The sequence below is a fragment of the Hoeflea prorocentri genome, from assembly GCF_027944115.1.
Lineage (GTDB): Bacteria > Pseudomonadota > Alphaproteobacteria > Rhizobiales > Rhizobiaceae > Hoeflea_A > Hoeflea_A prorocentri.
The window spans coordinates 1,093,089-1,107,362 of sequence record NZ_JAPJZI010000001.1; the positions used below are offsets into that span (position 1 = coordinate 1,093,089).

General features: G+C 57.2%; 10 protein-coding genes. 6 read left to right on the forward strand and 4 right to left on the reverse strand.

All coding sequences use genetic code 11. The annotated features are described in order from the left end of the window. Positions 1-84: 84 nt before the first annotated feature. From OQ273_RS05020 to OQ273_RS05030, 3 genes are all read right to left on the reverse strand, one after another. Entirely contained in the window at positions 85-1,233 is a 1,149-nt protein-coding gene (locus OQ273_RS05020; RefSeq protein WP_267989375.1) for an acyl-CoA dehydrogenase family protein, read from the reverse strand. A gap of 108 nt (positions 1,234-1,341) precedes the next feature. Then, complete coding sequence (locus tag OQ273_RS05025) at positions 1,342-1,995, reverse strand: response regulator (RefSeq protein WP_267989376.1); 654 nt, start codon at positions 1,993-1,995, stop codon at positions 1,342-1,344. Positions 1,996-2,023: 28 nt separating this feature from the next. After that, the gene (locus OQ273_RS05030; RefSeq protein ID WP_267989377.1) at positions 2,024-3,373 is read right to left on the reverse strand and encodes a cache domain-containing protein; all 1,350 of its coding nucleotides are present in this window, start codon (positions 3,371-3,373) and stop codon (positions 2,024-2,026) included. Between the two features lie 212 nt (positions 3,374-3,585). Here OQ273_RS05030 and OQ273_RS05035 point away from each other — a divergent pair, with 212 nt between their 5' ends. From OQ273_RS05035 to OQ273_RS05045, 3 genes are all read left to right on the forward strand, one after another. After that, positions 3,586-4,668 carry a TRAP transporter substrate-binding protein gene (locus OQ273_RS05035; protein WP_267989378.1) on the forward strand — a complete coding sequence of 361 codons (1,083 nt, stop codon included), beginning with the start codon at positions 3,586-3,588 and terminating at the stop codon, positions 4,666-4,668. Positions 4,669-4,866: 198 nt separating this feature from the next. Next, a complete protein-coding gene (locus OQ273_RS05040; protein WP_267989379.1) occupies positions 4,867-5,859 on the forward strand; it encodes a TRAP transporter small permease subunit in 993 nt (330 codons plus the stop codon). Between the two features lie 12 nt (positions 5,860-5,871). After that, the gene (locus OQ273_RS05045; protein WP_267989380.1) at positions 5,872-8,529 is read left to right on the forward strand and encodes a TRAP transporter large permease; all 2,658 of its coding nucleotides are present in this window, start codon (positions 5,872-5,874) and stop codon (positions 8,527-8,529) included. 2 nt (positions 8,530-8,531) lie between these two features. Here OQ273_RS05045 and OQ273_RS05050 read toward each other — a convergent pair whose 3' ends face one another. Next, positions 8,532-9,950 (reverse strand): helix-turn-helix domain-containing protein, encoded by a 1,419-nt coding sequence (locus OQ273_RS05050; RefSeq protein WP_267989381.1) that lies wholly within the window; start codon positions 9,948-9,950, stop codon positions 8,532-8,534. 135 nt (positions 9,951-10,085) lie between these two features. Between OQ273_RS05050 and OQ273_RS05055 the strand changes: the two genes are divergently transcribed. The 3 genes from OQ273_RS05055 to OQ273_RS05065 are packed head-to-tail and all read left to right on the forward strand — an operon-like array spanning position 10,086 to position 14,222. Then, the gene (locus OQ273_RS05055; RefSeq protein WP_267989382.1) at positions 10,086-10,664 is read left to right on the forward strand and encodes a biotin transporter BioY; all 579 of its coding nucleotides are present in this window, start codon (positions 10,086-10,088) and stop codon (positions 10,662-10,664) included. Then, positions 10,664-12,196, forward strand: coding sequence for an acyl-CoA carboxylase subunit beta (locus OQ273_RS05060; RefSeq protein ID WP_267989383.1), 1,533 nt, complete (start codon positions 10,664-10,666; stop codon positions 12,194-12,196). Before OQ273_RS05055 ends, OQ273_RS05060 begins: the two co-directional genes overlap by 1 nt. Positions 12,197-12,212: 16 nt before the next feature. Next, entirely contained in the window at positions 12,213-14,222 is a 2,010-nt protein-coding gene (locus tag OQ273_RS05065) for an acetyl/propionyl/methylcrotonyl-CoA carboxylase subunit alpha (protein WP_267989384.1), read from the forward strand. Positions 14,223-14,274 lie beyond the last annotated feature (52 nt).

Sequence of the window (14,274 nt, forward strand, 5' to 3'; positions counted from 1 at the left end):
ATCCGTTCGACCATACTATGGGTTTTGAAGTTGGCAAATCTTCGTTTTCCTGTCGATGCTTTTGTCGAAGCAAAAACACGGTTTTTACTCAACCACACCCATTTGTCTGATTGCCAGATCTTTCATGATTTCCTCCGATCCGCCGCCAATCGCCATGACCTTGACCTCCCGATAGATGCGTTCGACGGGGTTGCCGCGCAGGTAGCCGGCGCCGCCGAAAATCTGCATCGCCTCGGAGGCGCAGTATTCGAGGATCTTGGTGGACAGGAATTTTGCCTTGCTGATTTCCGCAACAGGCATCGGGCCCTCATTCACCATCCAGCAAATCTGACTGAGATAGGCCTCCAGAGAATCGATCCGCGCCGACATGTCGGCAATCTTGTGGGCAATCACCTGATGTTCGATCAACCGCTTGCCGAATGTCTGACGCTGGTTGACGTATTCGATCGATTGGGAAAGGCACAGTTTGGCCATGCCAAGGCTCTGCGCAATCAGGGCCAGACGCTCGAAATTGAAATTGTTCATGACGGCTATGAAACCGCGATCCTCGGGCCCGAGAAGACTGTCGGCGGGCAGGCGGCATTCATCAAAGAACAGTGTTGCCTGATCGGAGCACCACCAGCCCATTTTGCGTTCCAACGCGGTGCGATCGAATCCCGCAATACCAGCCTCGAGGAAGAACAGCGATATCCCGGACAGACCCGGTCCGCCCGTTCGCGCCGCGATGACAAAGTAACGGCTTGTCATGCCTCCGGTAATGAAAGTCTTGGTGCCGTTGAGGACCCACTCATTGCCGTCGCGCCGTGCCGTTGCTCGCAGGTTTGCGACGTCCGATCCACCGGAGGGTTCGGTTACGCCGAGAGAAGAACATTCCTCGCCTGAAAGGATTTGCGGCAGAACTCGCTGTTTGAGTTCTTCGGACCCCAGAGCTGCGATGGGGCCGGTGGAAATATTGCGGGCGCCAAGCGCCGCGCCGACGCCTGTCGCTCCGCATTTACCGAGCTCCTCGCAAACCGCGGCGCGCATGAAGCAGTCATCGAAGCCAAGGCCGCCATAGGCTTCGTCGATGCCGAAGCCGAACATGCCCATTGCACCGGCTTTAAGGTGCAGATCCGCAGGGATTGCGCCCGCCTCATCCCATTCGTCCGCGAAGGGTGTGATTTCGCTCTCGACAAATTTTGAGAAGCTCTGCCGGAATGCGCTTCGCTCCGGCGTCTCGAAGGGGTGTTGCATAACAGGTCCCAAGCTGACGGCACGGTGTTTACTGTACATGGAGTAGTCGCGAAAACAAGACGAACGTTCTGTTTTCTGGCGCGCGAGCGTAGCCCGCACCGTCAGGGTCTAAAGGCCGAGGCGGTTTGCTATTTTCGAAAGGGCGACCGCGTTGCCGCCGCCGGTTTTTTCCCGGATGGAGAGGCGATGGCTTTCGACCGTGCGCACACTGATGTTGAGTTGCTCGGCGATTTGCCGGTTGGTCAGACCTTTTGAGACGGCCGACAAGACCTGTTTTTCCCTTTCGGTCAGCCCGAAATCATTGGCTGGGACAAGACGGTTGCTGTTGCGGCCTGCCAGTGATGCCGCAGCCTGAGGACCGAGATAGGTGGCGCCTTGTGCAACCGAGCGGATGGCATTGATCATCTCGTCCTTGGACACATCCTTCAGCACAAAGCCGTTGGCGCCGACGCGCAACGCCTCCTGAACATATTCTTCGTTGTCATAGATGGATAAAAACAGGATCTTTGTGTTGGGCCGAGATTGCTTGATGCGCCGGGCAGCTTCAAGCCCGTTCATTTCCGGCATGGAGATGTCGAGCAGCACAAGATCCGGTCCGAGCATCTCGCACAATTCTACCGCCTGCGTGCCGTTGCTGCCTTCGCCGACAACCTCCACAAAATCCGCATCCGTCAACCGCGACCGGATGCCTTCACGCACCAGATCGTGATCGTCGACGATCACAAGCCGAACCCGATTGCCGTCTGATGGTCCAGACCGCATTCGTTCGTTCCCCTTTATTGTTATTCGTTCATTTTTTTTGTTTTACTATCGGCAAAGTTACGGCGATTGCAAGCCCGTGCGGCTTTGCCTTGGAAAACCGGATCGTACCGCCAAATGTGTCCATCCGTTCCTGCATATTGCGGATGCCCAAACCGCCGACCTTGCGCGCCCGCGGCATGCCGACACCATCATCTTCGAGCCGTAGTTTCACGTTGTTGCCGTGTCGGCACAGTTTGATTGTCACGTTCCGTGCGTCCGAATGGCGGGCCACATTGGTCAAGGCTTCCTGAATCACCCGGTAGAGCGCTGTTTTGGCCTCGTCGCTCAAAAGCTCTCTGAGCGGTTCGGCCTGGACGTCGACACTTATGCCGACCCGCTTTGAAAACTCGCTGCCGAGGCTCTTGACGGCGGCGGCCAGTCCCATGTCGTCAAGGACGGAAGGGCGCAGCGCCATCGATATGCGCCGTACCTCCGATATGGCGTCGTCTATTGCGCTCATCGATTTTTCGACGGGCTCGGTTATGTCACCTTGCTTCTCGGATCGGTTCAATGCGCTTTCAAGGCCATAGCGGGCAGATACCAGAAGCTGGCTGATACTGTCGTGGAGTTCCCGCGAGACACGCTTTCGCTCATCTTCCTGAAATTCGACCTGCCGGGCAGACAGCTCCTTGAGCCTGGCATCCGCAAATCTTTGCTCCGATAGCCGTGCTGCGGCAATGGTCGTGCCGGTGAGCGCCAACGCCCCAAGCATCAGGACAAAGAGGACAAGCCGGGTCTCGCTGACATTGCTCTGCAATTCCGCCTGCACCTTGGCGACCTGCCGGGAGACCTCGTCGAGATAGATGCCGGTTCCTAGCATCCAGTCCCATTTATCGAGATAGACCGAATAGCCGAGCTTCTCGACATATTCACCGGTGGACGGCTTTTTCCAGATAAACGAGTAGAACTCGCCGCCTTTTTTTGCCCGGTCGATCAGATCTCTGATCACGTGGCGCCCGTCTGCGTCCTCAAGTCCGATCCAGTTGCTGCCGACGAGATAGGTCAGGCGCGGATTGACGATATTGGTTCCGTTTTCCTCGTAGATGAAGAAATAGCTGTCCTCGTCCAGGGTCATTTTCTGGACAATTTCCCTGGCCTGGCGTTGGGCCTGCCGCTTGGTCTTCAGGTTTGACGCGTAGATGGGCGTGAGCGCATTGCGCGCCAGCGTCACGTAGTTCTTTAGTTCGGTATGCTTGAGGTCAAGATAGAGGTTTTCGACAGTCTCAGCTTGAATCCGCGAGAGCCGTGACGACTGAAAATTGATCACGAATATCATTGCCGCCGAAATCAATATGACTGGCAGCAGGGTAATCAACAGCAATTTTGTCTTGAATCTCATGTACATAATCCGCGTTGTCGCGGCTTTGTTGAGCCGCAATAGGCGGAAAATGGCACATGCATGCGACGATTGCACGCAGTTGCTGACCATATCAGTAGTAGTGCTGATAGAACTGGTATTTGCACGAATTGAGAAACTGTTGTCAAATGCTAAGCAGGCCCGACAGCGAACGGACAAACCGTCGTTGTGAGGCCTTTTTTGGGAGGATGTTAATGGAACGTCGTAAATTTCTTAAGGGCGCCGCGATTGCCGGCGCCGCTTCCACGCTCGCCGCGCCTGCTCTTGCGCAGAGCAAAATCGAGATGGTCATCGTATCATCATGGCCACGGGACTTTCCCGGCCTCGGGCTGCCGGCTCAGCGTCTGGCGGAGCGCATCGGTGAACTGACCGACGGCCGCTTCGATGTGCAATATTTCGCATCTGGCGAACGCGTCGGTGGATTCGATGTTTTTGACGAAGTGGCTTCGGGCAACGCTCAGGCCTATAACTCGGCAGACTATTATTGGAAGGGCAAGCACCCTGGTTGGGCGCCCTTCACCGCAATTCCGTTCGGCATGACCTACACGGAGATCGACGCCTGGATGAAGTATGGCGGCGGTCAGGAGCTTTGGGACGAGCTTGCTGCTGAATTCGGTCTGAAAAACCTTGCCTGCGGCAATACGGGCGTTCAGATGGGCGGCTGGTTCAACAAGGAAATTGAAAGCGCTGACGACCTGAAGGGTCTGAAAATGCGTATTCCGGGCCTTGGTGGCGACGTCATGGCAAAACTCGGTGCTTCGCCCATTTCGGTGCCTGGCGGTCAGATCTACGAAAACCTCGTCTCGGGTGCTATCGATGCAACCGAGTGGGTTGGCCCGTACAATGACTACTTCATGAAGTTTTATGAGGCAGCCAAATTCTATTACTGGCCGGGCATGCATGAGCCGGGAGCTCAGATTGCATTCGGTATGAACAAGAGCTGGTGGGAAAATCTGTCGAAAACCGACCAGAAAATTCTGGAAGCCGCGTGTGCTGAAGCAAATGCCCACACAATGGCTGAAACCAACGCCTTCAACGGTGAGTATCTGAACCGGCTGATCAACGATCACGGTGTCCAGCTGCGCGAGTTCAATGATGACGTCTATGACGCCTTTGGTGAGGCTGCTGCGGAAGTCATTGAGGAAGCGCGCGAGTTCGACGATCTTTCCAAGAAGATCTACGACGCTGTGCTTGAGAAACGTGCTGAGCTCGGCGCTTGGACGGAGCTGTCTGACACCGCATACGTTCAGAAGCGCAACGCTGTTCTCAATCAGTAGGATTGAGGCTTTAGGCGAAAAACTTGCGGAACGGGAGCGATCCCGTTCCGCACCGGGAGGACGTTTCGTCCGGGCATTAGGGACGAATTGTCGGGCAGCCTGATTTTTGGCGCAATATAAATGCAGCGGCATAAACCATTATAATAGACCGCTTTGCGCAGATATGCTGGCCCGCAAAACCCAGCTGGGGGAGCAACAATGGCGGAATCGCCAACGGTCGACGAACAGCCGGCCACTTTTTTTTCCAAGACGGTGCGCGTGTTTGGGTGGTCCGTCCTGGCCGTAATGGTCGTGTTTCTGGTCAATAATTTTCTGTCACATGGCGCGGGATGGCCGGGCGCGGGTGCTCCCTTGGATGGTGAAACCACGGCCAGCGGCCTGGTGCAGCTTCTTTTGTATCCGCTGGCAATCGTTGCGGCGCTTGTCCTGGTTATGCAGACCAGGGCCATGTCGCTACGCGCGGACGGTAAACGAATTGCCCGCATCAACACATTCCTGATCCGCGCCGCATTCTGGTGTGTCCTTATCGTTGGCGTTGGCGATGCCATCGTGTCATTCATGCGTATTGAAGGGCTCCTGGAAGCTTATTTCGGCAAGGAACTGACCAGTCAGCTCGGCCGCTCCCAGTTTCGTGGCATTTATTTCCACATGCCACTATTGGCTCTCGGCGTCATTATCGCCTGTTTCACAAGAACACTGGGATTTCCCTGGCTGGCGCTTTTAATCGTCATTGCCGAGCTAGGCATCGTCTTTATGCGCTTCATCTTTTCTTACGAGCAGGCATTCATGGCTGACCTTGTTCGTTTCTGGTACGGCGCGCTGTTCTTGTTTGCCAGCGCCTACACGCTGCAGGAAGAAGGGCATGTTCGTGTCGATGTGTTTTATGCCGCCTTCAAAGACCGCACCAAGGCTGTGGTCAATGCAGTCGGTACGCTTACGATGGGGCTGGTTTTCTGCTGGACGATCCTGATTGTCGGCATGGGGCAAAAGACCTCAATCATAAACAGCCCGGTCTTTAACTTCGAAGTCACGCAGGCAGGATTCGGCATGTATGTGAAATACATGATGGCCGCCTTCCTGGGGATTTTTGCCATATCAATGATGATCCAGTTTGTCAGCTATCTGCTGGAGGCCATCGCCGACTATCGTGGCGAACCAGGCCACGTAGATCATGAACCGGTTGTACAGTAGGGACGAGCGATCATGGAACTTTATTTTCTCGCTCTTCTTGTCCTTCTGATGGCGTTTGCGCTGGGTGCGGGCTATCCCGTCGCCTTCGCGCTGCCTGGCTCTTCCATCATCACCATCCTGCTTGCGGCGGGTTTCGGCTATCTTTTTGCCGGCGATACCGACGCGTTCTTCGCGCAAGGTGGGCCTTCACAATGGCTGAGCGCCGGCGTGACGAACCTTCGAGGGGTCTATTGGGAACCGGAACGCGATACGCTGATAGCAATCCCGCTCTTCATTTTCATGGGGATCATGCTGCAGCGCTCGAAGATCGCCGAAGATCTGCTTATCACCATGGCGCAGCTCTTCGGGCCTATCCCGGGCGGTCTTGGTATTTCGGTGGTCTTTGTCGGTGCATTGCTGGCCGCGACAACCGGTATCGTCGGGGCAACAGTCGTGGCGATGGGTCTCATCTCCTTGCCGGCCATGCTGCGCAACAATTATTCCCAGCAACTGGCGACCGGTACGATTGCTGCTTCAGGTACGCTCGGGCAGATCATTCCGCCGTCGATTGTGCTCATTATTCTGGCTGACCAGCTCACCAGCGCGGCCGATCAGGCCGGCACGGCGCGGAAGGCGCTGTTTAAGGATTCGACCGGCGAATTGTCGATGCCCAGCATCTTTGATGTGAGCTCGACCAGCGCCGGCGAAATGTTCCTCGGCGCGATCGTTCCCGGACTGGTTCTGGTCGGTCTATACATGGTTTACATCCTGATCTTCGCGGCCATACGCCCGAAGTCGGCCCCGCCGGTGCCTTACGACGGGAAGTACGATGCAAAGTTTGCGCTCAAGGTTTTCCTGTCCCTGTTTCCGCCACTTATCCTCATCTTTCTGGTTTTGGGCTCGATCATCGCCGGCGTTGCAACGGTCAACCAGGCGGGTGCCATTGGTGCCGGCGGTGCATTGATCATGGCAGGCTATCGCCTGCACGAAGGTAAGAAAAACGCATACTTTCCGGCGATCATCGCTATCCTGGCGCTCTTGGCGCTGACGTTCATTCTGTCATTCTTTGACACCAACATCAGGAACATAAGGACGAACGCAGACGTTATCGGTGTCGTTTTGGCTACGCTTTCCGTCATCGCTTTGTGTGTCGCGCTCATCTGGAGCGGATGGCGGGCTTTTAAGACGGACGACACGCTCCAGGGCGTCATGATTGAAACCGCCAAGACCACGTCTTTGGTGTTCATCATCCTGCTCGGTGCGGCAATCCTGACGGCGGCTTTCCGTGCCTTTGGCGGTGAGCATCTGGTCAAGGAATTCCTGAACGGGATCGGCGGCGGCTTCTGGACGAAATTCATCATCGTCATGGCGGTGATCTTCGTTCTTGGCTTCTTCCTTGATTTCATCGAGATCGCGGTGGTTGTCGTGCCGATCGTTGCGCCCATCCTGCTTGCCGATCCGTCTGCCAATGTGACCGCGGTCTGGCTCGGAGTCATGATAGGTCTCAACATTCAGACCTCGTTCCTCACGCCGCCATTCGGGTTCGCACTGTTCTATCTGCGGGGCGTTGCGCCGGCGGTTGTTAAGACGCTGCAGATCTACAAGGGTGTAGTTCCCTTTATCTGCATCCAGTTGATCGCGCTTGTGATTGTCGGGATGGTACCGCAACTGGTCAACTATCTGCCAAACCGTGTTGCTCTTCTGTCTGAGACTGCACCGCCACCGCGCAATCCGCGTTTGACCTACTGCGTTGGCGAATTTGTCAGCGCCGAGCTGAAGGAAACACGCGGTACGTTGCTGGCTGCAGTCGATACCGCACGCCAGCTTGACTACGGTATTTTGCCGGACAAGCTGTCGAAATCGGTAACCGGCAGTTTCGACAATGTTGCGGCGGCGATTGCGTTGCTTGATGAACGCGAGCTTGCCGAAGACACGCTGCAGAATGCGTCGGGCGGGTTTAAGCCACTGCATACACAGGTGCGTGCGATTGAAGCCGACATGCGCAATATTGACGACGATCTCGAGGACCTGGAAGTTTTGATCGATCGTTTGAGGGATCCTTCGCAGGCTGCGCAGAGGGAGCGGCTTGAAGCACGTTTCGCCAGTCTGGAGGGGGAACGTGATGCCCTTGAGGCAACCATTCCCGACAGCTGGGACCAGGCGTATGCGGACTATGATGCGCTGCTCGATGCAAGGAACGGTATCGACCGGGAGTATTTCCAGACTGCCGCCAACGCCTACGAGCCGGCGGCAGCGCTCCTTGCGAGTCTGAATTCCTTCGATGCCTTCAAGGCGCTTGGCCCGGAGATTGAAGCGATTGCCGGACAGGTTTCTGATGGTGAACCGGCCGATATGGTCGAGCCGCTCAACGTGTTGTCCAGAAAGTTCGGTGAGATTGAGGGCGCATCCGATATCAAGTCGGATCTTTCGCAGGCACGCCGGGCCCTTCGCTCCAAGACGCCGAGCAAGGAAAAGGCGCTTGCGGAAATTCAAAAGGCTGTTGATGAATACAGGGATCAGCTGGTCTGGCGTGAGAAGGCCGAGACGGCACTTAAGCCGGGACTGACAACCTATGTTGACATGTTGAATCCGACAATCGGTATCCGTCAGCAACGCCGTCTGACACGGGAGCAGGCGCTCTTCGTGGCGTCATGCACCTCCGATCACCGGGACATCTCGCTGAACTTCTGATTTCAGTCGAAGCTGTAGGGAATGGTGTCCCGGGAGTTCGGATCGACGGTGAGCTTGCGCTTTAGCGGCGGCACGGCGCGCTGGTGACAGTCGGTCCGCTCGCAGATGCGGCATGATATGCCGATCGGCTCGAATGCCTGGTCGCTGGCCAGATCGAGGTCGTCAGCATAGACAAGGGCGCCGGCATGCCTGATTTCGCAGCCAAAGGCGAGAGCGTAGCGCTGCACCGGATCGCGAAACCCGCCGCTTGGCTTGCTGATTGCCGTTGCCAGGCAAAGATACCTTACGCCGTCCGGCGTTTCGGCCAACTGGCGTAAAACACCCGTCGATGCGGCAAAGGCATTGTGAACGTTCCAGAGCGGACAGGCGGAGCCGAAACGGGCAAATTGCAGCTTGGTGGCGCTGTGCCTCTTGGTGATGTTGCCGGCCTGATCGACGCGGGCGAAGAAAAAGGGGATGCCCTTGTTCCCGGGGCGCTGGAGTGTGCTCAGACGATGCGCGACCTGTTCGATGCTGGCTCCGAAACGATCGGCGAGCAGTTGCAGGTCGTGGCGCAACTCGCCGGCAGCCGAAAGGAACGGGCCATAGGGAAGGAGCGTGCTTCCGGCAAAGTAGTTGGCAAGTCCGATCCTGCAGACCGCGGCTGCATCCAGCGTGCGGAACTGGGCGTTTTCAATGATCGCGGAAATCGTATCGGCATGTTCGAGCAGGCCGATCTGGTGGGCCAGTTGAAAGGCATGGGTTGAGGGTTCGGTACGCGGGTTGACGCTTAAAACCCGTGACACCGGATCGAAACGCCTGATCGTGCCTGGCGCGGTGGCCGCGCCGCCCATGGCGACCCTGACGCGATGGTGCCTTTCAAGGTGATCGGCCAGCGTACGTACGCGGTTGCGTGTCGAACCCTGAAGATCCAGTGCAAGCTGTTCTGCCGCAATATCAAGCTCATGGACATAATTGTCGATGTAGTGGAAGAAATCTCGGACTTCCTCATAAGGCGTCGGTTCGTTGAGGCCGCCGGACCTTTCCAACGTGTCGTCCAGTTCGGCAAGCTGCTCGCCGGCGCGCCGAAGCGCCTGATGCATAGCCAGGAAGGCTCGCGCGACGGATGGCGTGTTCTGGGTAACAAGCTTCAAATCCTGAGCGGAAGGCTGTTGGCCCTTGAAATGCGGGTCGGCGATGGCTTCTACCATATCCGCCAGCAGCCGGTCGCTGTCATTTTCCGAAAGGCTGGCAATATCGACCGAAAAGTTCTCCGCCAGCGCCAGCAGGACCGGCGCGGTGACGTGGCGCTGGTTGTTTTCAATCTGGTTGAGATAGCTTGTGGAAATGCCCAGCTGTTTGGCAAAACCGGCCTGGGTCAGTTCGGTTTCTTCGCGAATCCGGCGGATATTGCGGCCGATGAAGAGTTTGCGTGCGCGCATTTTCACAACTTTGCAAAATGAGTTTTGCAAATTTAGCTAAATCAACTTTGTTGCTAATTCAAGGCTTTTGCCAAAGTCACCGACACGGTACATGATGGCAAATCCCATAATCAGCGCTTTACAGGGAGAAAACCCATGACACTTTACGCAACGCTTTCGGCGGGCCGTAGCCACACGCTTTTGCGCGATCTTGTAACGGTCGTGTTTGCTTCAATTCTTCTGGCAGTTTCCGCAAAAATCGCCGTGCCGTTTTTTCCGGTGCCGATGACAATGCAGACACTGGTTGTTGTCGGACTCGGCCTTGCTCTTGGTTCGCGCCTCGCAGTCATGGCCGTCGGGCTTTATCTCCTTGAGGGTGCACTTGGATTGCCTGTCTTCACCGGCACGCCGGAAAGGGGTATCGGCGTTGCCTATATGATGGGACCGACGGGCGGATTCCTGCTCGGCTTCCTGTTTGCCGCAGGCATCACCGGCTGGCTTGCCGAACGCGGCTGGGACCGTAATGTTGTTTTTGCCTTTCTGGCTGCTCTCATCGGTGCGGCCATCATCTATGTACCGGGCCTTTTGTGGCTGGGCGGCCTCATTGGCTGGGACAAGCCCGTCCTTGAATTCGGGTTCTATCCCTTCATCCTGGGCGATGTGTTTAAGGCTGCTCTCGCGGCGGCGATCTTTCCCGCTGTCTGGTCGTTTCTGCGCTCCCGGGATTCAGCCTGATGCTGGAGATCATCGAACAGCTTGAAGAGAAGCGGCGCGAGGCGCATCTCGGCGGTGGTCAGCGCCGCATTGATGCCCAGCATGCCAAGGGCAAGCTGACGGCACGAGAGCGCCTTGACGTGCTCCTCGACGAGGGGTCGTTTGAAGAGTACGACATGTACAAGACCCATCGCTGCAGCGATTTCGGCATGCAGGACCAGCAGGTCGCCGGTGACGGGGTGGTCACCGGCTGGGGAACGATCAATGGCCGGCCGGCCTACGTTTTCAGTCAGGACTTTACAGTCTTTGGCGGATCGCTTTCCGAAACCCATGCGGAAAAAATCTGCAAGGTCATGGACCTTGCCATGCAGAACGGCGTGCCGCTGATCGGTCTGAACGATTCCGGCGGCGCCCGTATCCAGGAGGGCGTGGCCTCGCTGGGTGGCTATGCCGAGGTTTTCTGGCGCAATGTCCAGGCATCGGGCGTCATCCCGCAGATTTCGGTGATCATGGGCCCCTGTGCGGGCGGAGCGGTGTATTCGCCGGCAATGACCGATTTCATCTTCATGGTGAAGGACACCAGCTACATGTTCGTCACCGGCCCGGATGTGGTCAAGACGGTGACCAATGAGGTGGTTACAGCCGAGGAACTTGGCGGCGCGTCAACGCACACGAAGAAATCCTCCGTTGCGGACGGATCGTTCGAGAACGATGTTGAAACATTGCTGGAAGTGCGCCGCATGTACGGTTTCCTGCCGCTTTCCAACCGCGAAGCGCCACCCGTGCGCCACACGCCAGACACGGTCGACCGGGTGGAGATGAGCCTCGACACGCTCGTTCCCGACAACCCGAACAAGCCCTACGATATGCATGAGGTGATCGTGAAGATCGCCGATGAAGGCGAGTTTTACGAGATCCAGAAGGACTTCGCCAAAAATATCCTTTGCGGCTTTGTGCGCCTCAACGGCTCGACCGTCGGCGTTGTCGCCAACCAGCCGATGGTGCTTGCCGGATGTCTCGACATAGACAGCGCCAAGAAGGCCGGGCGGTTTGTACGGTTCTGCGACGCCTTCAATATTCCAATCCTGACGCTGGTCGATGTGCCGGGCTTCCTGCCGGGAACAGCCCAGGAATATGGCGGCATTATCAAACATGGCGCCAAGCTGCTTTTTGCCTATGCGGAAGCAACGGTTCCGAAGGTGACAGTGATCACGCGGAAAGCCTATGGCGGTGCCTATGACGTGATGGCCTCCAAACATATCCGGGCAGACGTCAATTATGCCTGGCCGACAGCGGAAATCGCGGTGATGGGCGCCAAGGGCGCGACGGAGATTCTCTACCGGTCCGAGCTTGATGATCCCGACAAGATCGCCCAGCGGACCAAAGACTATGAGGACCGGTTCGCCAATCCGTTTGTCGCTGCCCAGCGCGGCTTTATCGATGAGGTCATCATGCCGCATTCGACAAGGCGGCGGGTGCTGCGCGCTTTCGAGTTGCTGAAGACCAAACAGGTCAACGCGCCGACGAAGAAACACGACAATATTCCGCTTTAGGCGGGGGAACAGGCAGATGTTCAAGAAAATACTGGTAGCCAATCGCGGCGAAATCGCCTGCCGGGTCTTCAAGACGGCGAAACGCATGGGCATTGCAACGGTCGCTGTTTACTCCGATGCGGATCGCAATGCCTTGCATGTCGACATGGCGGATGAGGCGGTCTTTATCGGGCCCGCCGCTGCGGCCGAGAGCTATCTTGTCATCGACAAGATCGTTGATGCATGCAAGCAGACCGGTGCGGAAGCGGTACATCCGGGATACGGCTTCCTTTCGGAACGGGCTGAGTTTTCCGCCCGGCTCGCCAAGGAGGGCATAGCCTTTATCGGCCCGCCGCCCGGTGCAATCGAGGCGATGGGCGACAAGATCACGTCCAAGAAGATTGCGGCCGAGGCGGGTGTTTCCACCGTTCCCGGTGTCATGGGGCTGATCGACGATGCCGAACACGCGGTGCGGATCGCCAGTGAGATCGGCTATCCGGTGATGATCAAGGCAAGCGCCGGCGGCGGTGGCAAGGGCATGCGCATCGCCTGGAACGACGACGAGGCACGGGAGGGTTTTGAACGTTCCAAGTCGGAAGCCGCGTCCAGCTTCGGCGACGACCGGATCTTTATCGAAAAGTTCGTAACCGAACCGCGTCACATCGAAATACAGGTGCTTGCCGACACGAAGGGGCACTGCATCTATCTGGGTGAACGGGAATGCTCCATCCAGCGGCGCAACCAGAAAGTCATCGAGGAAGCGCCGTCGCCTTTCCTCGATGAAGAGACCCGCAAGGCCATGGGCGAACAGGCGGTGGCGCTTGCCAAGGCGGTTGATTATGCGAGTGCGGGGACGGTGGAATTCATCGTCGACAAGGACCGCAATTTCTATTTTCTGGAAATGAACACCCGGCTTCAGGTTGAACATCCCGTGACGGAACTCATCACCGGGGTGGATCTCGTCGAACAGATGATCCGCGTAGCAGCCGGCGAAACGCTGTCTCTCGCGCAGGATGACGTGACGCTCAATGGCTGGGCCATCGAGAGCCGGCTATATGCCGAAGACCCGTTCCGCAATTTCCTGCCGTCGATCGGGCGGCTGACGCGCTACAGGCCGCCACAGGAAGGTACCGGCAGCGATGGTCACATCGTGCGCAACGACACCGGTGTGTTTGAAGGCGGCGAGATTTCGATGTTTTACGATCCGATGATCGCCAAGCTCTGCACTTGGGCGAGCGACCGCAACACGGCGGTTGAGCGGATGGCGGACGCGCTGGACTGTTTTGAGGTCGAGGGCATCGGGCACAATATTCCGTTCCTCTCGGCGGTTATGGACCATGACCGGTTCCGCTCGGGTAATATCACCACCGCCTTCATTGCCGAGGAATATCCCGACGGCTTTAGCGGTGTTGAACCCGATCGCCAACTCATTGCGGATCTTTCCGCCGTGGCCATGGTGCTTGACGCGATTGAAACGGAGCGCCGGGAAAAGACATCAGGCGGGCGGTTTGCGCAGGGTGATCCGGCGGGGCAGGTGGAACGCACAATCCGCATGGACCGTGAAAATACCGGTGCGACCATCACGCATGATGGCGAGGCCTATGTGGTTACGATCGCGGCATCTGACGCCATATGTCTGAAGACAGGTTGGCAGCCAGGTGAGACGCTGGCATCGGTGGATATCGACGGAACGATCTCGGTCTTCAAGGTCGATCCGGTTCCGGGCGGTTACCGGCTTCGCCATCGTGGCGTCGATGCGTGTGTTCAGGTGTTGTCAAACCGGGTGGCTGAACTTGCCGCCCTGATGCCGGAAAAACTGCCGCCTGACACGTCGAAAATGCTGTTGTGCCCGATGCCGGGCCTCGTCGTCGCCTTGCATGTGGAAGAAGGCGCGGAAGTAGAAGAGGGGCAGTCGCTGGCCATTGTCGAGGCGATGAAGATGGAAAACGTCTTGCGGGCGGAACGGGCCGGCAAGGTTGCCAGGATACCTGTGGCGGTCGGCGACAGCCTTGCCGTCGACGAGGTGATCATGGAATTCGAGGGCTGACAGAGGCTGCAGAATCGCGAGGAACCGGCGCGGATCGTGCATCAGGACACGC